Here is an 18,602-nt window from a genome sequence, read left to right as displayed (position 1 = left end):
GCCCGCCCGCTGGCGGCCCACGGCCAGGGCGCTGGTGGTGGCGGCCGTGAAGCTGGCCGACCTCGGCGGCGCCCCGCTGGTCACCTAGGCCGGGCGGATCGCCCGCGCCCTGGAGGCCGGCGACCTGGCCACCGCCCGCGCGCTGCTGCCCCGGCTGTGCGGCCGCGACCCCCGGGAGCTGGACGCCGACGGGCTGGCCAGGGCCGTCGTGGAGTCGGTCGCCGAGAACACCTCGGACGCGGTGGTCGGCGCCCTGGTCTGGGGCGCCGCCGGCGGCGCCCCAGGCGTGGCGGCGTTCCGCGCCGTCAACACCCTGGACGCCATGGTGGGCCACCGCTCGCCCCGCTACCTGCGGTTCGGCTGGGCTGCGGCCCGCCTCGACGACCTGGCCGGCTGGCCAGGCGCCCGGCTGACCGCCGCCCTCGCTGTGTGCGCGGGACCCCGACCGGCCGCCGCGCTGACCGCCTGGCGGGTCGATGGACCCCGCCATCCGAGCCCCAACGCCGGCGTCGTGGAGGCCGCGTTCGCCGGCGCGCTCGGCCTGCGACTCGGCGGCACCCTCTCCTACCGCGGCCGCGTCGAGCACCGCCCGGTGCTCAACGCGGCCGGCCGCCCGCCACGCCCCGCGGACGTGGCACGCGCGGTCGCGCTCTCCCGGCGGGTGGGCGCGCTGGCGGCGGCGGTCTGCGCTACCGCCGCGCTCGCCCTGGGACGAGCCCTGGGACGAGCCCCGTGACCGGCGGCGCGCTGCTGGTCGCCGGCACCACGTCCGACGCGGGCAAGACCGTGGTCACCGCGGGGATCTGCCGCTGGCTGGCCAGGAAGGGCCTGCGGGTGGCGCCCTTCAAGGCGCAGAACATGTCCCTCAACTCGTTCGTCACCAGGGACGGCGCCGAGATCGGCCGGGCCCAGGCGATGCAGGCCGCCGCCGCCCGCACCGAGCCCACGGCGCTGATGAACCCGGTGCTGCTCAAGCCGGGCGGCGAGCGCGGCAGTCAGGTCGTGCTGCTCGGCCGGGCGGTGGGCGAGGTGTCGGCCACCGGCTACCACCGCGCCCGCCGGGCCCGTCTGTTGGGCACCGTCACCGACTGCCTGGCCGCCCTGCGCGCGGAGTTCGACGTCGTGGTCTGCGAGGGCGCGGGCAGCCCGGCCGAGATCAACCTGCGCCGCGGCGACATCGTCAACATGGGGCTCGCCAGGGCCGCCGGGCTGCCCGTCGTGGTGGTCGGCGACATCGACCGCGGCGGGGTCTTCGCCGCGTTCTTCGGCACCACCGCGCTGCTCGCCGCCGAGGACCAGCGGCTCGTCGCCGGCTATCTGGTCAACAGGTTCCGCGGCGACCCCGCGCTGCTCGCCCCGGGACTCGGCATGCTGCGCTCCGTGACCGGCCGGCCGGTGCTCGGCGTGCTGCCGTTCCTGGCCGGACTTGGCATCGACGCCGAGGACGGGCTGCGGATCTCGCCACCCGACGCCGCTCCCCGGACGCCGCACGGCGCCGAGACGTTGCGCGTGGCGGTGGTTCGGGTGCCGCTGATGTCCAACTTCACCGACGTCGACGCGCTGGCCGCGGAACCCGGCGTCGCCGTGCGGTTCACCGACCGGCCGGCCGACGTCGCCGACGCCGACCTGGTGGTGGTGCCCGGCACCCGGGGCACCGTCCGGGCCCTGGCCTGGCTGCGGGAGCGCGGCCTGGCCGACACGCTGGCCCGCCGCGCCGCGGCCGGCCGACCGGTGCTCGGCGTCTGCGGCGGCTTCCAACTGCTGGGCGAACGCATCGAGGACGACGTCGAGTCGCGGGCCGGCACCGTGCCCGGGCTCGGCCTGCTGCCGCTGCGGGTCAGGTTCGCGCCGGAGAAGACCCTGGCCAGACCCGAGGGGCGGGCGCTCGGCGAGCCGGTCGCCGGCTACGAGATCCACCACGGCGTCGCCGAGGTGCTCGGCGGCGAACCGTTCCTCGACGGCTGCCGGGTCGGCGCCGTCTGGGGCACCCACTGGCACGGCTCGCTCGAGTCCGACGGCTTCCGCCGGGCCTTCCTGCGGCGGGTCGCGGCCGACGCCGGACGCGACTTCACCCCGGCCCCCGACACCTCGTTCGGCGCGCTCCGCGAGCGACAACTCGACCGCCTCGGCGACCTGATCGAGGAACACGCCGACACCGCCGCCCTGCTGCGGCTCATCGAGGAGGGCGCGCCCGGCGACCTCCCCTTCATCCCGCCGGGAGCGCCATGACCGTGCTGCTGCTCTCCACCGCCGACACCGACCTGCTCGCCGCCCGCCGCTCAGGCGCGCCCTACCGGATCGCCAACCCCACCCGCACCGACCCCGCCACCGACCTGCCGGGCCTGCTGGCCGGCGCCGACCTGGCCGTCGTCCGGCTCCTCGGCGGCCGCCGCGCCTGGGAGGCGGGCGTCGACGCCGTGCTCGCCTCCGGCGTGCCCGCCGTGCTGCTGGGCGGCGAGTCCACCCCCGACGCGGAGCTGATGGCCGCCGCCACCGTGCCGCCCGGCGTCGTCGCGCAGGCGCTCGCCTACCTGGTCGCCGGCGGTCCCGAGAACCTCGCCGAACTGGCCAGGTTCCTCTCCGACACCGTGCTGCTCACCGGCGAGGGCTTCGCACCGCCGCTCGTCACCCCCGAGTTCGGGATCCACCAGGACCGGCCGCACAAGCCGGGCCGGCCGACGGTCGGCGTGCTGTTCTACCGGGCCCACCACCTCTCGGGGAACACCGGCTTCGTCGACACCCTCTGCGACGCCGTCGAGGACGCCGGCGCCAACGCCCTGCCGGTCTACTGCGGCAGCCTGCGCGGCGCGCCCCCCGAACTGTTCGCCCTGCTCGGCCGCGCCGACGCCCTGGTCACCACGGTGCTCGCCGCCGGCGGCACCGCCGGCGGGCCCGGCACCGCGGGCGCCGAGGGCGGCGACGAGACCTGGGACGTGGGAGCGCTCGCCGCCCTCGACGTGCCCATCCTCCAGGGGCTCTGCCTCACCGGCTCCCGGGACGCCTGGGCGGCGTCGTCCGCCGCGCTCTCCCCGCTCGACGCCGCCATGCAGGTCGCCATCCCGGAGTTCGACGGGCGGCTGATCACCGTGCCCTTCTCCTTCAAGGAGGAAGGACCCGACGGCGTGCCGGTCTACGTCGCCGACCCCGAACGGGCCCGCCGGGTCGCCGGGATCGCCGCCCGGCACGCCGCCCTCCGCCACCTGCCCAACGCGGAGAAACGCGTCGCCCTGCTCTTCACCGCCTACCCGACCAAGCACTCCAGGGTCGGCAACGCCGTCGGCCTCGACACCCCCGCCTCCGCCGTCCGGCTGCTGGCCGCGCTCGCCGCCGCCGGCTACCCCGTCGGCGAACACCCGGACGACGGTGACGAGTTGATCCACCGGCTGATCGCCGCCGGCGGCCACGACGTGGAGTGGCTCACCGAGGAACAGCTGGCCGCCGCGCCCGCCCGGGTGCCGCTCGCGGAGTACCGGGAGTGGTTCGGCCGGCTCGACCCCGAACTGCGGGCCGCCATGGTCGAGCACTGGGGCGAGCCGCCCGGATCGCTCTACGTCGACGGCGACGACATCGTGCTGGCCTCGCTGCGGTTCGGCGACGTGGCGCTGCTCATCCAACCGCCGCGCGGCTTCGGCGAGAACCCGATCGCCGTCTACCACGACCCCGACCTGCCGCCCTCCCACCACTACCTGGCGGCCTACCGCTGGCTCGACCACACCTTCGGCGCCCACGCGCTCGTCCACCTCGGCAAGCACGGCACCCTGGAGTGGCTGCCTGGCAAGGGCCTCGGCCTCTCCGCCGGCTGTGCCCCGGACGCCGCGCTCGGCGAACTCCCGCTGGTCTACCCGTTCATCGTCAACGACCCGGGCGAGGGCACCCAGGCCAAACGCCGCGGCCACGCCACCGTCGTGGACCACCTGGTGCCGCCGATGGCCCGCGCCGACTCCTACGGCGACCTCGCCAGGCTCGAACAGCTGCTGGACGAGTACGCGCTGGTCAGCGACCTGGACCCGGACAAGGTGCCGGCGGTGCGGGCCCAGATCTGGACCCTGGTGCGGGCCGCCGAACTCCACCACGACCTGCGGGTCACCGAACAGCCGGAGGACGACGCGTTCGACGAGTTCGTGCTGCACGTCGACGGCTGGCTCTGCGAGATCAAGGACGTCCAGATCCGCGACGGCCTCCACGTCCTCGGCGAGGGCCCGGTGGGGGAGCCGCGCGTCAACCTGGCGCTCGCCGTGCTCCGTTCGGCCCAGGTGTGGGGCGGCGTGGCCGGCGCGCTGCCAGGGCTGCGCGCCGCGCTGGCCACCCACTTCGGCCTCGACGAGGCGCGGCTGCTCGCCGAGCCGGGCGCCAGGACGGCGATCCCCGTCGACCTCGGCCCAGGACGGACGGCGTCGGACGCGGTCGACCTGCTGGAGGCGCTGGCCCGCCGGCTCGCCGAGGCCATGGAGGAACGCGCCTGGGACCCGGCCGCCGCCCGGCCCGTCGTCGTCGCCACGCTCGGCTCCGAACCCCCGGATGTCGTCAGGGTGTTGCGCTTCGCCGCCACCGAACTCGTGCCGCGCCTCGCCCGCACCGGCGAGGAGATCGACAACGTGCTGCACGCCCTGGACGGCGGCTACGTGCCGGCCGGCCCCTCCGGATCGCCCACCCGCGGCCTGGTCAACGTGCTGCCCACCGGCCGCAACTTCTACTCCGTCGACCCCAAGGCCATCCCCTCCCGGCTCTCCTGGGAGGTGGGCCGGGCCCTCGCCGACTCCCTGCTGGCCCGCCACCTCGCCGACGAGGGACGCTACCCGGCCTCGGTCGGCCTCACGGTCTGGGGCACCTCCTGCATGCGCACCCAGGGCGACGACATCGCCGAGATCCTCTGGCTGCTCGGCTGCCGCCCACGCTGGGACGACGCCTCCCGGCGGGTCACCGGCTTCGAGGTGGTGCCGCTCCCCGAGCTCGGCCGCCCCAGGATCGACGTCACCATCCGCATCTCCGGCTTCTTCCGGGACGCCTTCCCGCACGTCGTGGCCCTCCTCGACGACGCCGTGCGGGCCGTCGCCGAACTGGACGAGCCCCCCGAGCGGAACCACGTGCGGGCCCACGCCGACCAGGACACCGCCGGGCACGGCGACCGCCGCCGCGCCACCACCCGGATCTTCGGCTCCAAGCCGGGCGCCTACGGGGCCGGGTTGCTGCCCCTCATCGACTCCCGCGACTGGCGAGGCGACGCCGACCTCGCCGAGGTGTACGCGGTGTGGGGCGGCTACGCCTACGGGCGCGGCCTCGAAGGACGCCCGGCCCGCGGCGACCTGGAGGCCGCGTTCCGCCGCGTCCAGGTCGCCGCCAAGAACGTCGACACCCGCGAACACGACATCGCCGACGCCGACGACTACTTCCAGTACCACGGCGGGATGGTCGCCATGGTCCGCCAGCTCACCGGCACGTCACCCACCGCCTACATCGGGGACTCCGCCGTGCCCGACCAGGTGCGGACCCGCACCCTCGCCGAGGAGACCCACCGGGTGTTCAGGGCCCGGGTGGTCAACCCCCGCTGGATGGCGGCCATGCGGCGGCACGGCTACAAGGGCGCCTTCGAGATGGCCGCCACCGTCGACTACCTCTTCGGCTACGACGCCACCGCGGGCGTCGTCGACGACTGGATGTACGAACGCCTCGCCGCCGCCTACGTGTTCGACGACGAGAACCGCGCCTTCATGGAGCGGTCCAACCCCTGGGCGCTGCGCGGCATCGCCGAGCGGATGCTGGAGGCCGCAGACCGCGGCCTGTGGGCGCGGCCCGAGGCGGAGACGCTGGCGGCGCTGCGCGAGACCTACCTGGAACTCGAAGGCCGGCTGGAAGGCGACGACGAGTGACCACCCGACCCCACGCACCCGGCTACCCGTTCGCCGCCCTGGTCGGCATGGCCGACCTGCGGCTCGCGCTGCTGCTCAACGCGGTCTCGCCCGCCGTGGGCGGGGTGCTGGTCCGCGGCGAGAAGGGCACCGCCAAGTCCACCGCGGTCCGGGCGCTCGCCGCGCTGCTGCCCGAGGTGACGGTCGTGCCCGACTGCCGCTTCGCCTGCGACCCGGCGGCGCCAGAACCCGACTGCCTCGACGGACCACACCCCGCCGGAACCGGCGCCGGCCGGCCGGCGCGCCTCGTGGAACTGCCGGTCGGCGCGAGCGAGGACCGGCTCACCGGCGCCCTCGACCTGGAACGCGCGCTGGCCGAGGGCGTCACCGCCTTCGAGCCAGGGCTGCTGGCCCGCGCCCACCGTGGCCTGCTCTACGTCGACGAGGTGAACCTGCTCCACGACCATCTCGTCGACCTGCTGCTCGACGCCGCCGCGATGGGCGTCAGCCACGTCGAACGGGACGCCGTCTCCGTCCGGCACGCCGCCCGCTTCCTGCTCGTGGGCACCATGAACCCGGAGGAGGGCGAGCTGCGCCCCCAACTCCTCGACCGGTTCGGCCTCACCGTGGAGGTCACCGCCTCCCGGGACCCGGACGAGCGGGCCGAGGTGGTGCGCAGGCGGCTGGCGTTCGACGCCGACCCGGCCGGCTTCGCCGCCCGCTGGGCCGCTGAGGGCGAGGAGCTGCGGCACCGGATCGCCGCCGCCAGGGCGCTGCTGCCCCAGGTGGTGCTCGGCGACACCGCGCTGCGGGGGATCGCCGCGACCTGCGCCGCGTTCGAGGTGGACGGGATGCGGGCCGACCTGGTGATGGCCAGGGCCGCCACCGCGCTCGCCGCCTGGGCCGGCCGCACCACGGTGCTCGCCGAGGACGTCAGGCAGGCGGCGCTGCTCGCGCTGCCGCACCGCAGGCGGCGGGCGCCGTTCGACGCCCCAGGACTCGACGAGCGGACGCTGGACGAGACGCTTGAGCGGCACGGCGGCGACCCCGACGACGAGCCGCCGCCCCCACCACCGGGACCCGACGACGGTGGCGGCGGCGAAGGAGGCGGTGGCGGGGCGCCCGCCGGCGACCGGGACGGCGCCGCCACCCCGCAGGGGGAGGCCGAGGGCGACGCCGGCGGCCCCGCCGCCGACCGCGAACCGGCGCCCCCGGGCGAGCCGTTCCGCACCCGACCGCTGACCGTGCCAGGGCTCGGCGACGGCGCAGCGGGCCGCCGCTCCAGGGCCCGCGCCGAACACGGCCGCACCACCGGCGACCGCCGCCCGCGCGGCGCCCTCGGCCGCCTCCACCTGACCGCCACCCTGACCGCCGCGGCCCCCCACCAGCGGGCCAGGGGCCGGCGAGGCCCCGGCCTGCTGCTGCGCCGCGACGACCTCAGACAGGCCGTCACCGAGGGCCGGGAGGGCAACCTGGTGCTCTTCGTCGTCGACGCCTCGGGATCGATGGCCGCCCGGCAGCGGATGACCGCCGTCAAGGGCGCCGTGCTCTCCCTCCTCCTCGACGCCTACCAACGCCGCGACAAGGTCGGCCTGATCACCTTCCACGGCCGGGAGGCCCACCTCGCGCTGCCCCCCACCTCCTCGGTGGAGGCCGCCGCCGCCCGGCTGGCCAGCCTGCCCACTGGCGGCCGCACCCCGCTCGCCGCCGGGCTGCTCCGCGCCCACGAGGTGCTGCGCGTCGAGCGGCTGCGCGACCCTGCCCGCCGCCCGCTGCTGCTCACCGTCACCGACGGGCGCGCCACCGGTGGCCCCGAGCCGGTGGCCCGGGCCGGCCGCGCCGCGCGGCTGCTGGCCGCCGCCGGCACCGCCTCGGTCGTGGTCGACTGCGAGTCGGGCCCGGTCCGACTCGGCCTGGCCGGCGAGTTGGCGCACGCCCTCGGCGGCCACGCCGTCACCCTGGCGGAACTCCGCGCCGACGCCGTGACCGACCTCGTCCGCGGCCTGCGCGGCCGGGCGCGCGAACGGAGGGCCGTCTGATGCCACGGGGCAGGCCGACGAGGGTGCCGGACGACGGGCTCACCACCAGGCAGCGCCGCGCCAGGCCGCTGCTGATCGTGCACACCGGCAGCGGCAAGGGGAAGTCCACCGCCGCCTTCGGTCTCGCGCTCCGCGCCTGGAACCAGGGCTGGCCCGTGGGGGTGTTCCAGTTCGTCAAGTCCGCCAAGTGGCGGGTCGGCGAGGAGCGGGCCCTGAAGGTGCTCGGCGCCAGCGGCGAGGGCGGCCGGGTCACCTGGCACAAGATGGGCGAGGGCTGGTCCTGGACCCAGCGGGACCCGGGCTCCAGCGAGGAGGCCGCCCGCGAGGGCTGGGCCCAGGTCACCCGTGACCTGGCCGCGGCCACCCACCGGCTCTACGTGCTCGACGAGTTCGCCTACCCGATGAACTGGGGCTGGGTGGACACCGACGAGGTCGTCGCCACGCTGCGCGCCAGGCCGGGCACCCAGCACGTGGTGATCACCGGCCGCGACGCGCCCGCCGCCCTGCTCGACGCCGCCGACCTCGTCACCGAGATGGGCAAGGTCAAACACCCGATGGACGAAGGACAGAAGGGCCAGCGAGGCATCGAATGGTGACCGCCCCCGCCCCCGCGCCCGACGCCACCCCCGTGCCGCTGCCGCCCCGCCTGGTGGTCGCGGCGCCGGCCTCCGGCAGCGGCAAGACCACCGTGGCCACGGGCCTGATGGCCGCGTTCGCCGCCACCGGCCACACCGTCTCGGGCCACAAGGTCGGCCCCGACTACATCGACCCCGGCTACCACGCGCTGGCCACCGGCCGCCCGGGCCGGAACCTCGACGCCTGGCTCTGCGGGCCCGAGTTGATGGCACCGCTGTTCGCGCACGGCGCGGCCGGCGCCGGACTGGCCGTGGTCGAGGGCGTGATGGGCCTCTACGACGGGGCGGCAGGACAGGGCGAGTTGGCGTCCACCGCGCAGGTCGCCAAGCTGCTGCGGGCCCCGGTGGTGCTGGTGGTGGACGCCACCGCCCAGGCCCGCTCGGTCGCCGCCCTGGCGCACGGCTTCGCCGCCTTCGACCCCGAGGTGCGGCTGGCCGGCGTGGTCCTCAACAAGGTCGGCTCCGACCGGCACGAGGAGCTGCTGCGGGCCGCGCTCGACGAGGCCGGCACCCCGGTGCTCGGCGCGCTGCGCCGCACCGGGTCGGCGAGCACCCCAGCCCGCCACCTGGGCCTGATCCCGGCCGCGGAACGGCCCACCGACGCCGCGCGGACGGTGGCCGCGCTCGGCGAACAGGTGCGCGCCGGACTCGACCTGCCGGCGCTCCTCGCCGCCGCCAGGTCGGCGCCGCCGACCGCCACCGCGCCCTGGCTGCCGCCGGCCGGCCCGCCGCCCACCGCGAGGCCGGTGGTGGCGGTGGCCGCGGGCGCCGCCTTCACCTTCCGCTACCAGGAGACCCTGGAGTCGCTGGCGGCGGCCGGCGCCGACGTCGCGCTCTTCGACCCGCTGCGCGACGAGCGGCTGCCCGCCGGCACCGCCGGGCTCGTCGTCGGCGGCGGCTTCCCCGAGACGTACGCCGCCGAACTGGCCGCCAACGCCCCGCTGCGCGCCGAGGTCGCCGGACTCGCCGCCGCCGGCGCCCCGGTGGTCGCCGAGTGCCGCGCGCAGCGCGACCTGGCCGAGACGCTGGACGGCCACCCGATGTGCGGGGTGCTGCCCACCGCGGCCCGGATGACGGACCGGCTGACCCTCGGCTACCGGGCCGCCGTCGCGCTCGCCGACGGACCGCTGGCCGCCGCCGGCACCCGGGTGCGCGGCCACGAGTTCCACCGCACCGAACTCACCGAGGGCGCCGGCGACCCACCGGCCTGGGGCCTGACCCATCCGGCCCGCCGCACCGAGGGGTTCCAGCGCGGCGGAGTGCACGCCTCCTACCTCCACCTGCACTGGGCCGGACTGCCGGAACCGGCCCGCCGCCTGGTCGCCGCCGCGGCCCGGCACGCCGGAGCCGGCGCGGGAGGGGGACGATGAGCACGCCACCCGTCCTGACCGGCGTGGGCATGGGCCCAGGCGACCCGGAACTGGTCACCGTCAAGGGCGTCCGGGCGCTGCGCGAGGCCGCCGTGGTGGTCGTCCCCGTCCTCGAAGGCGCCGAACGCGGCCGGGCCGAGGCCACCGTCGCCCACCACCTGGACGATCCGGCGAAGGTGGTCAGGGTGGTCTTCGCGCTCAACGAACGGGCCGACCGGGCCCGGCGGGAGGCCGCCTGGGACGCGGCCGGCGACCGGGTCGCCCACCTGCTGCGCGCGCACCGCTCGGTGGCCTTCGCCACCATCGGCGACCCCAACGTCTACTCCACCTTCACCTACCTCGCCCAGACCGTGCGGGCCGCCGTTCCCGGGCTGCGGGTCGTCACCGTGCCGGGGATCACCGCCATGCAGGACCTGGCGGCCCGTGGCGGCGCGGTGCTCACCGAGGGCACCGAGCCGCTGACCCTGGTGCCGGTGACCGCCGGCCTCGACACGCTGCGCGGCGCGTTGGCCGGCGAAGGCACGGTGGTGGCCTACAAGTTCGGCCGGCAGGCCGGCGAGGTGGCCGCCGCGCTGCGCGACACGGGCCGGCTGACCGGCGCCGTCTGGGGCTCCTCCCTCGGCCTGCCAGGAGAGTCCGTCCGCCCCGCCGACCAACTGCCCGCCGACGGCGAACTGCCCTACCTCTCCACGCTGATCGCCCCCGCCCCCCGCACGGTCAGGGGAGGCAAGCTGTGAGCGGCGCGACCCCGGGCACCGTCACCTTCGTCGGCGCCGGCCCCGGCGCCGCCGACCTGCTGACCTTCCGCGCCGCCCGGGCCATCGCCGAGGCCGACGTGGTGATCTGGGCGGCCAGCCTGGTCCACCCCGACGTGCTCGACCACGCCCGCCGGGACGCCGAGGTGCTCGACTCGGCCCGGATGTCGCTCGAGGACCTGACCGCCGTCTACCGGAGGGCCGCCCGTGGTGAGGTGGCCAGGATCGCCCGGGTCCACTCGGGCGACCCCGCCCTGTGGGGCGGCACCCAGGAGCAGATCGACCGCTGCCAGGCACTCGGCCTGGCCGTGGAGGTGGTGCCGGGAGTCTCCGCGTTCTCCGCCGTGGCCGCCCTGGCCCGGCGGGAGTTGACCATCCCCGAGGTCGCCCAGTCACTGGTGCTCACCAGGCTCGGCGGCGGGAAGACCCCTATGCCGCCTGGCGAGGAGGTACGCGAGTTCGCCCGCCACGGCACCACGATGGCCGTCTTCCTCTCCGCCGCGCGCTCCGGGCGACTGGCCGCCGAACTCCTCGCCGGCGGCTACCCGCCCGCCACCCCCGTCCTGGTGGCCCACCGCGCCACCTGGCCGGACGAGCTGCTGCTCCGCTGCACCGTCGACACCCTGGAGGAGACCGTCAGGGAGCACCGGCTGTGGAAGCACACCCTGTTCCTCGTCGGCCCGGCGCTCGACGCCACCGGCACCCGCTCGCACCTCTACCACCCGGGCCACTTCCACGGCCACCGGCGGGCCGACCCGGCCGCCAGGGCCGACCTCCGCGCCAGGGGCGCCGGCGATGACTGAGCCGCCGGATCCTCCAGCCGAAGGGTCCGCCGAAGGGTCCGCCGAAGGGCCGGCCGAAGGGCCGGAACTCCGCGAACCCGACCTGCCACGCACCGCCAGGGTCCGCCAGCAGGCGCTGCGCACCGGCTGGACCACCGGCACCTGCGCCTCGGCCGCGGCCAAGGCCGCCGCCGAGCACCTGGCCACCGGCCAGCCGAGGCGCTGGGTCGAGGTGGCGCTGCCCTCCGGACGCCGGGTCACCTTCGCCGTCGAGCGGGCCACCCTGCTCCGCCCCGGCCGCACCGAGGCCGTCGTCGTCAAGGACGCCGGCGACGACCCTGACGTCACCCACGGCTCCGAGCTGACCGCCACCGTGGCCTGGCGGTCCACGCCCGGCCTCACCCTGCACGGCGGCGTCGGCGTCGGCGTCGTCACCAGGCCGGGCCTCGGCCTCGACGTCGGCGGCCCCGCCATCAACCCGGTGCCGCGGCGGATGATCGGCCAGGCGGTGCGCGAGGTGATCGACACCGGGGCGCGCGGCGTCGACGTCACCATCAGCGTGCCCGACGGCGAGCGGCGCGCCCGGCGCACCACCAACGCCAGGCTCGGCATCATCGGCGGGATCTCCATCCTCGGCACCACCGGCATCGTCCGCCCGTTCTCCACCGCCTCCTGGCGGGCCAGCGTGGAGCAGGCCGTCTCGGTGGCCGCCGCGCAGGGCGCCCCCGCCGTGGTGCTCTGCACCGGCGGCCGCACCGAACGCGGCGCCATGCGGCTGCTGCCCGCGCTGCCCGAGGTCGCCTTCGTCGAGGTGGGCGACTTCACCGGCGCCGCGCTGCGGCGCGCGGCGGACGGCGGGCTGCCACGGGTGGTGTTCGTCGGCATGGTCGGCAAGCTCACCAAGCTGGCCGCCGGCGTGCTGATGACCCACTACACCCGCTCCCGGGTCGACACCGGGGTGCTCGGCGAGATCACCCGCGCCGTCGGCGGCCCGGCCGGCCTCGCCGAGGCGGTCGACGCGGCCAACACCGCCCGCCACGCCTACGAACTCTGGGACGCCGCCGGCCTGTTGCCGACCGCCGGGACCGAACTCTGCCGCCGGGTGGCCCGGGTCCTGACCCGGTTCACCGAGGGATCGCTGCCCGCCGAGGCCGCGCTGGTCGACTTCACCGGCACCGAACTGGTCGCCGCCAGCCCCGGGCTACTGAGCGGGTCGGGTGAGGTCCGCCTCGGCTTGGCGGCGCCCCAAAGGGGCGCGGCAAGCGGCGCGTATGAGGCACGCCCCCAGTCACTCCGCGCCGGGGGTACCCCGCCCCAGGCGGATGGGGGTACGTCCCGGACGGAGTCTGGGGGAGGCTTCGCCGTGGACGCGACCAGCCACGATGGCGGCATGGATGAAAGCCGGCCCGCCGCGGCACCTCCAGCGGAGCGCCCAGGTGGCGCGCCGTGAACCGGGCAGCGCCGATCACCGTGCTCGGCACCGGCACCGGAGGACCGCCGCCCACGGTCGGCGACGCCACCCTGGTCGTCGGCGCCGCCCGGCACCTGGCCGCCGCCCGGATCCCGCCGCGCGCCGAGCGGCTGACGCTCGGTCCGCTCGCCCCCGCGCTCGCCGCCATGGCCCGGCACCTGGCCGAGGCCCCGACACCCCGGGTGGCGGTGCTCGCCTCGGGCGACCCCGGGTTCTTCGGCGTGGTGCGGGCCCTCGCCGCCCGGTTCGGGCCGGACGCGCTCGACGTCCGCCCCTCGGTGCCGGCCGTCGCCGTGGCCTTCGCCAGGATCGGCCTGCCCTGGGACGACGCCGCCGTCGTCAGCGCGCACGGCCGCGACCCGGCCATCGCCCTCCACGTCTGCCGGGCCCACCCCAAGACCGCCGTGCTCACCGGTCCTGGCGCGGGCCCCGCCGAACTGGGCGCCGCCCTCGCCGCCAGCGGGCTGCCCCGCGCCCTGGTCGTGGCCACCGCCCTCGGTGACCCCGACCGGGAGCGGATCACCCGGCTCAGCCCGGCCGACGCCGCCGCCCGCGGCTGGCCCGACACCGGGCACGTGGTGCTCTGCCTCCACCCCGAACGTGCCCTGGCGCCCGTACCGGGAACGCTGGCCGGCCGGGTGCCTGGTGCCGGCCGGCCCGGTTGGGCGCTGCCCGAGGACGCCTTCGAGCACCGCGCCTCCCTCATCACCAAGGCCGAGGTGCGGGCGCTGGTGCTGGCCAGACTCGGGCCCGGGCTCGGCGAGCTGGTCTGGGACGTCGGCGCCGGCTCCGGCTCGGTCGCCGTCGAGTGCGCCAGGCTCGGCGCGGCGGCCATCGCCGTGGAACGGTCGGCCGAGGACGCCGCGCGCTGCGTGGCCAACGCCGCCGCCCACGGTGTCGACGTCCAGGTGGTGCACGGCACCGCGCCCGCCGCGCTCCGCGAACTGCCCGACCCCGACGCGGCCTTCGTCGGCGGCGCCGGAGCCGCGCTGCCCGCCGTGGTGACCGCCGTGGCCCGCCGGGCCCGGCGCACCGTCGTGGTCACCCTCGCCGCCCTCGACCGGGTGCCCGCCGTCCGCGCGGCGCTCACCGGCGCCGGGCTCACCACCGACGGGGTGCTGCTCCAGGCGTCCCGACTGGCGCCGCTGCCCGGCGACGTCACCCGACGCGCCGCCGCCAACCCCGTGTTCGTGCTCTGGGGCGAGCGCCCCACCCCGTGAGGAGAAGACCCGTGATCGGCCTGATCTCCGTCGCCGCCGCCGGCGCCGCCGCGAGCGCCAGGCTGGCCGCCGCCCGGCCGGCGCGCACCCGCCGCTACCCGGGCCCGGCCGGCGACGCGGTGCGCGGCGCCGTCGCCGAGTGCGACCAACTCGTCTGCTTCCTCGCCACCGGAGCCACCGTCAGGCTGCTGGCGCCGCTGCTCGCCGACAAGACCACGGAGCCCGGCGTGGTCTGCGTCGACGAGGCCGGCCGGCACGCCGTCGCGCTGCTCGGCGGGCACGCCGGCGGCGCCAACCGGCTGGCCGCCGAGGTCGCCGCCCAACTGCCCGGCTGCGCGCCGGTGGTGACCACCGCCACCGACGCGGTCGGCCTGCCCGGGCTCGACGACCTCGGCTGGCCGGCCGAGGGCGACGTGGCCGGCGTCACCCGCGCCCTGCTCGACGGCGAACCCGTCACGCTGGCCGCCGACGCCGTCTGGTCGCTGCCGGCCCTGCCTCCACACCTCGCCCCCGATGTCCCCGACGCCCCCGACGCGCCGCGCCGCCGCACCCTGGCGATCACCGACCGACGGCTCGCGGACGCCGCGCCGACCGACGTCGTGCTGCGCCCCCCGTCCCTCGTGGTGGGCCTCGGCGCCAGCTGCGGTGTGCCCGAGGCCGAGGTCACCGACCTCCTCGCGAACGCCCTCGCGGAGGCCGGGCTCTCCCCGGCCAGCGTCACCGCCGCCGCCACCGTCACCGCCAAGGCCGACGAGGCCGGCCTGCGCGCCGCCGCCGCCCGACTCGGCGTCGACCTCACGACGTTCCCGGCCGAGGAGCTGGCCGCGGTGCCGGTGCCCAACCCCTCGCCCGCCCCGCTCGCCGCGGTGGGCACCCCCTCCGTCGCCGAGGCCGCCGCCCTGCTCGCCGCCGGCCCCGGCGCCGAACTCGTCGTCCCCAAGCGGAAGTCCGCCATGGCCACCTGCGCCGTCGCCCGCCGCCGGCCGCGCGGCCGGCTCGCCGTGGTGGGCATCGGTCCTGGCGCCCGCGACCTGCTCACCCCGCGCGCCGGCGCCGAACTGCGCCGCGCCTCCGTCGTGGTCGGCCTCGACCAGTACCTGGACCGGATCGCCGACCTGCTGCGGCCGGGCACCCGGCTGCTGGCCTCCGGACTCGGCGCCGAGGAGGAACGGGCCAGGGCCGCCGTCGCCGAGGCCGCCGCAGGACACGCCGTGGCGCTGGTCGGCAGCGGCGACGCCGGCGTCTACGCCATGGCCTCGCCCGCGCTCGCCGCCGCCGGCGCCGACATCGACGTGGTCGGCGTCCCCGGCGTCACCGCCGCCCTGGCCGCCGCCTCGGTGCTCGGCGCGCCGCTCGGCCACGACCACGCGGTGCTCAGCCTGTCCGACCTGCACACTCCCTGGGCCGTCATCGAACGCCGGGTCACGGCCGTCGCCGAGGCCGACCTGGTGGTGGCCTTCTACAACCCCAGGTCGCGCGGCCGCCACTGGCAACTCCCCGCGGCCCTCGCGCTGTTGGCCCGGCACCGGCCCCCCGGCACCCCCGTCGGCCTGGTCCGGGCCGCCACCCACCGGGACCAGCGCCACCGGCTCACCACCCTGGACGCGGTCGACCCCAGTGAGGTGGACATGATGACGCTGGTGATCGTCGGCAACTCCGCGACCCGCGCCGTCGCCGGACGCATGGTCACCCCGCGCGGCTACCGGTGGCAGGCGTGACCGGCCGGGCCCCGGTGCGGGTGACCGACCGCTGCGCCGGCTGCGGCGCCTGCCTGCTGACCTGCCCGACGCACGCCATCCGCCCTGCCGGGCCGACGCTGCTGGTGCTGGCCGCGCGCTGCACCGGCTGCGTCGAGTGCGTCGAGGTCTGCCCCGTCGACGCCATCGAGGAGATCCCAGCCGATGAGTGAGCCGCGCCGCACCGTCCACCCCATCGAGGCCGAGTCCTACCGGATCCTGCGCTCCCGCGTTGACACCGCGGGGCTGCCGCCGCTGACCCGCGCCGTCGTCGAACGGGTGGTCCACGCCAGCGCCGACCCGGCCTACGTCACCGACCTGGTCACCGACGAGGCGGCGCTGCGCGCCGGCCACGCCGCCCTACACCGCGACCGCGACCGCGCGCCGATCGTCGCCGACGTGGCGATGGTGGCCGCCGGCATCACCCGCCGCGCCGCGCTCTGCCGGCTCGACCGGGCCGTCGCGGGACCCGGCACCACCCGGTCCGCGCACGCCGTCCGGCTGGCCCACGCCGAGGTGGGCCCCGGCGCGGTGTGGGTGATCGGCTGCGCCCCCACCGCCCTCTTCGAACTGATCGCCGTCGAGGCGGAGCCCGCCCTGGTGATCGGGCTGCCGGTGGGCTTCGTGGGCGCCGCCGAGAGCAAGGCCGCGCTGCGCGCCAGCGGCCTGCCGGCCGTCAGCAACCGCTCGGAGAAGGGCGGTTCCGCCGTGGCGGCCGCCGCCGTCAACGCGCTGCTGTACACCGAGGAGCTGCCGTGACCCCAGCCGCCAGGACCGAACCGCCAGCCCTGCTGCTCGTCGGGCACGGCACCAGGGACGCGCGGGGCGCGGAGGCGTTCCGCGCCCTGGTGCGCGACCTGGCCGACCGGCGTCCCGAGGTGCCGGTGGCCGGCGGGTTCATCGAGCTGTCCGCGCCACCGCTGACCGACGCCGCCGCCGAGCTGACCGCCCGCGGCGTGCGACGGTTCGCCGCCGTGCCGCTGATGCTGGTGGCCGCCGGGCACGCCAAGGGCGACATCCCCGCCGCGCTCGCCAGGGAGCGGCAGCGGCGGCCCGGCACCTCCTTCGCCTACGGCCGGCCGCTCGGCCCGCACCCCGCGCTGCTCGACGTGCTGGCCCGCCGGGTGGCGGCGGTCGGTGAAGAGCCGGCCGCCACCACGGTGCTGCTGGTCGGCCGCGGCTCCACCGACCCGGACGCCAACTCCGAGGTGTACAAGGCCGCCAGGCTGCTCTGGGAGGGCCGCGGCTACGCCGGCGTCGAGACCGCCTTCGTCTCGCTCGCCGCCCCCGACGTGCCGGCCGGCCTCGACCGCTGCCTGGCGCTCGGCGCCCGCCGGATCGTCGTCCTGCCCTACTTCCTGTTCACCGGGGTGCTGCCGGACCGGGTCAGGCGGCAGGCCGCCGCCTGGGCCGCCGCCCACCAGGACGTCGACGTGCGGCACGCCGAGGTGATCGGCCCGGTCGAGGAGCTGGCCGACCTGGTGTGGGAACGCTACCGGGAGGCGCTGGAGGGCGACATCCGGATGAACTGCGACGCCTGCGCCTACCGGATCGCCCTGCCCGGCTTCGCCGACAAGGTCGGCCGCGCCCAGCAGCCCCACCACCACCCCGACGACCACGAACACCACCAGGACCACGACCAGGACCACGGCCACGACCCGCAGCACCGGCACGGCCATGCGCGGCACACCCACTGACCCGCTCCGCCACCACGGCGACGAGGAACTGCGCGACGCCGAGGGCCCGTTGGTCGACCTCGCGGTCAACGTGCGGTCCGGCACCCCACCCCGCTGGCTGCGCGAGCGGCTGACCGCGGCGCTCGAAGGACTGGCCGGCTACCCCGACCCCCGGGCCGCCCGCCGGGCGGTGGCCCGCCGGCACGGGCTGCCCGAGAGGTGCGTGCTGCTGACCGCCGGCGCCGCCGAGGCTTTCGTGCTGCTGGCCCGCGCCCTGGCGCTCGGCACCCTGCCGGCGGACGGGCCCCCGCTCGTGGTGCACCCGCAGTTCACCGAGCCCGAGGCGGCGCTCCGCGCCGCCGGCCTCCCCGTGACCCGGCTGACGCTGACCCCCGCCGACGGGTTCCGCCTCCACCCCGCGGCCGTGCCGCCCGAGGCCGGCGCGGTGGTGGTCGGCAACCCCACCAACCCCACCTCCGTCCTGCACCCGGCCGCCGACCTGGCCGCGCTGGCCGCCCCCGGGCGGCTGCTCGTGGTCGACGAGGCGTTCGTCGACGCGGTGCCTGGCGAACGCGAGTCGCTGGCCCCCGCCGTCGCCACCCTGCCCGGCCTCGTCGTGCTGCGCAGCCTCACCAAGACCTGGGGCCTCGCCGGACTGCGGGTCGGCTATCTGCTGGCCGCCCCGGGGATCGTGGCGGCGCTCGCCGCCGGGCAGCCGCTCTGGCCGCTCTCCACCCCGGCGCTGGTCGCGGCCGAGGCGTGCGCCGAGCCACCGGCGCTCGCCGAGGCCGAGGCGGCGGCCCGCCGCCTGGTGGCCGACCGGGCCCATCTCCTCGCCCGCCTCGCCGAGTTCCCCGACCTCAACGCCGCCACCGAGGACCCGGCCGGCCCCTTCCTGCTGCTGCGCCACCCGCGCGCCGCCACGCTGCGCACCCGGCTCAGGGAACTCGGCTACGCCACCCGCCGCGCCGACACCTTCCCCGGCCTCGACGCCCGCTGGCTGCGGGTGGCGGTGCGCGCCCCCGAGGTCACCGACGCGTTCGCCACCGCCCTGGCCGCCGCCGGCGCCTGA

14 protein-coding genes and 1 pseudogene are annotated in these 18,602 nt (G+C 77.4%); all 15 read left to right on the top strand.

Annotated features, from left to right (window positions below; genetic code table 11):
• Nucleotides 1-736, top strand: a pseudogene (locus ACYVPE_RS14915) (CobD/CbiB family cobalamin biosynthesis protein); the annotation flags it as partial.
• The gene (locus tag ACYVPE_RS14910; RefSeq protein ID WP_461034044.1) at nt 733-2,229 is read left to right on the top strand and encodes a cobyric acid synthase; all 1,497 of its coding nucleotides are present in this window, start codon (nt 733-735) and stop codon (nt 2,227-2,229) included. The pseudogene ACYVPE_RS14915 and the gene ACYVPE_RS14910, both read left to right, overlap by 4 nt.
• Complete coding sequence (cobN, locus tag ACYVPE_RS14905; RefSeq protein WP_461034043.1) at nt 2,226-5,867, top strand: cobaltochelatase subunit CobN; 3,642 nt, start codon at nt 2,226-2,228, stop codon at nt 5,865-5,867. The genes ACYVPE_RS14910 and cobN overlap by 4 nt, the downstream gene beginning before the upstream one ends.
• Nucleotides 5,868-5,914: 47 nt before the next feature.
• Entirely contained in the window at nt 5,915-7,885 is a 1,971-nt protein-coding gene (locus tag ACYVPE_RS14900; protein ID WP_461034050.1) for a putative cobaltochelatase, read from the top strand.
• Nucleotides 7,885-8,481 (top strand): cob(I)yrinic acid a,c-diamide adenosyltransferase, encoded by a 597-nt coding sequence (cobO, locus tag ACYVPE_RS14895; RefSeq protein WP_461034042.1) that lies wholly within the window; start codon nt 7,885-7,887, stop codon nt 8,479-8,481. Before ACYVPE_RS14900 ends, cobO begins: the two co-directional genes overlap by 1 nt.
• Complete coding sequence (locus ACYVPE_RS14890; RefSeq protein WP_461034041.1) at nt 8,475-9,890, top strand: cobyrinate a,c-diamide synthase; 1,416 nt, start codon at nt 8,475-8,477, stop codon at nt 9,888-9,890. Before cobO ends, ACYVPE_RS14890 begins: the two co-directional genes overlap by 7 nt.
• Nucleotides 9,887-10,627 carry a precorrin-2 C(20)-methyltransferase gene (gene cobI, locus ACYVPE_RS14885; protein ID WP_461034040.1) on the top strand — a complete coding sequence of 247 codons (741 nt, stop codon included), beginning with the start codon at nt 9,887-9,889 and terminating at the stop codon, nt 10,625-10,627. Before ACYVPE_RS14890 ends, cobI begins: the two co-directional genes overlap by 4 nt.
• On the top strand, nt 10,624-11,448 hold the full coding sequence (gene cobM / locus ACYVPE_RS14880) for a precorrin-4 C(11)-methyltransferase (RefSeq protein ID WP_461034039.1): 825 nt from the start codon (nt 10,624-10,626) through the stop codon (nt 11,446-11,448). The genes cobI and cobM overlap by 4 nt, the downstream gene beginning before the upstream one ends.
• Nucleotides 11,441-12,877 carry a cobalt-precorrin-5B (C(1))-methyltransferase gene (locus ACYVPE_RS14875; protein WP_461034038.1) on the top strand — a complete coding sequence of 479 codons (1,437 nt, stop codon included), beginning with the start codon at nt 11,441-11,443 and terminating at the stop codon, nt 12,875-12,877. The genes cobM and ACYVPE_RS14875 overlap by 8 nt, the downstream gene beginning before the upstream one ends.
• Nucleotides 12,874-14,118: a precorrin-6y C5,15-methyltransferase (decarboxylating) subunit CbiE gene (gene cbiE / locus ACYVPE_RS14870; RefSeq protein WP_461034037.1), complete on the top strand. Its 1,245-nt coding sequence runs from the start codon at nt 12,874-12,876 to the stop codon at nt 14,116-14,118. Before ACYVPE_RS14875 ends, cbiE begins: the two co-directional genes overlap by 4 nt.
• An 11-nt stretch (nt 14,119-14,129) precedes the next feature.
• Entirely contained in the window at nt 14,130-15,836 is a 1,707-nt protein-coding gene (gene cobJ / locus ACYVPE_RS14865) for a precorrin-3B C(17)-methyltransferase (protein ID WP_461034036.1), read from the top strand.
• A complete protein-coding gene (locus tag ACYVPE_RS14860; protein WP_461034035.1) occupies nt 15,833-16,027 on the top strand; it encodes a 4Fe-4S binding protein in 195 nt (64 codons plus the stop codon). The genes cobJ and ACYVPE_RS14860 overlap by 4 nt, the downstream gene beginning before the upstream one ends.
• Nucleotides 16,020-16,613: a precorrin-8X methylmutase gene (locus ACYVPE_RS14855; protein WP_461034034.1), complete on the top strand. Its 594-nt coding sequence runs from the start codon at nt 16,020-16,022 to the stop codon at nt 16,611-16,613. Before ACYVPE_RS14860 ends, ACYVPE_RS14855 begins: the two co-directional genes overlap by 8 nt.
• On the top strand, nt 16,610-17,551 hold the full coding sequence (locus ACYVPE_RS14850; protein WP_461034033.1) for a sirohydrochlorin chelatase: 942 nt from the start codon (nt 16,610-16,612) through the stop codon (nt 17,549-17,551). Before ACYVPE_RS14855 ends, ACYVPE_RS14850 begins: the two co-directional genes overlap by 4 nt.
• The gene (gene cobC / locus ACYVPE_RS14845; RefSeq protein WP_461034032.1) at nt 17,532-18,602 is read left to right on the top strand and encodes an Rv2231c family pyridoxal phosphate-dependent protein CobC; all 1,071 of its coding nucleotides are present in this window, start codon (nt 17,532-17,534) and stop codon (nt 18,600-18,602) included. Before ACYVPE_RS14850 ends, cobC begins: the two co-directional genes overlap by 20 nt.

Source organism: Streptomyces mayteni, from assembly GCF_054783955.1.
Note: the sequence above shows the minus strand (reverse complement) of the source record. Positions and strands in the feature narration are given on the sequence as shown.

Bases quoted from the DNA above. Each gene is read 5' to 3' on its own strand.
- cobN (WP_461034043.1), top strand. From the start codon at position 2,226: ATGACCGTGCTGCTGCTCTCCACCGCCGACACCGACCTGCTCGCCGCC.
- ACYVPE_RS14900 (WP_461034050.1), top strand. From the start codon at position 5,915: ATGGCCGACCTGCGGCTCGCGCTGCTGCTCAACGCGGTCTCGCCCGCC.
- cobO (WP_461034042.1), top strand. From the start codon at position 7,885: ATGCCACGGGGCAGGCCGACGAGGGTGCCGGACGACGGGCTCACCACC.
- ACYVPE_RS14890 (WP_461034041.1), top strand. From the start codon at position 8,475: ATGGTGACCGCCCCCGCCCCCGCGCCCGACGCCACCCCCGTGCCGCTG.
- cobI (WP_461034040.1), top strand. From the start codon at position 9,887: ATGAGCACGCCACCCGTCCTGACCGGCGTGGGCATGGGCCCAGGCGAC.
- ACYVPE_RS14875 (WP_461034038.1), top strand. From the start codon at position 11,441: ATGACTGAGCCGCCGGATCCTCCAGCCGAAGGGTCCGCCGAAGGGTCC.
- ACYVPE_RS14855 (WP_461034034.1), top strand. From the start codon at position 16,020: ATGAGTGAGCCGCGCCGCACCGTCCACCCCATCGAGGCCGAGTCCTAC.
- cobC (WP_461034032.1), top strand. From the start codon at position 17,532: ATGCGCGGCACACCCACTGACCCGCTCCGCCACCACGGCGACGAGGAA.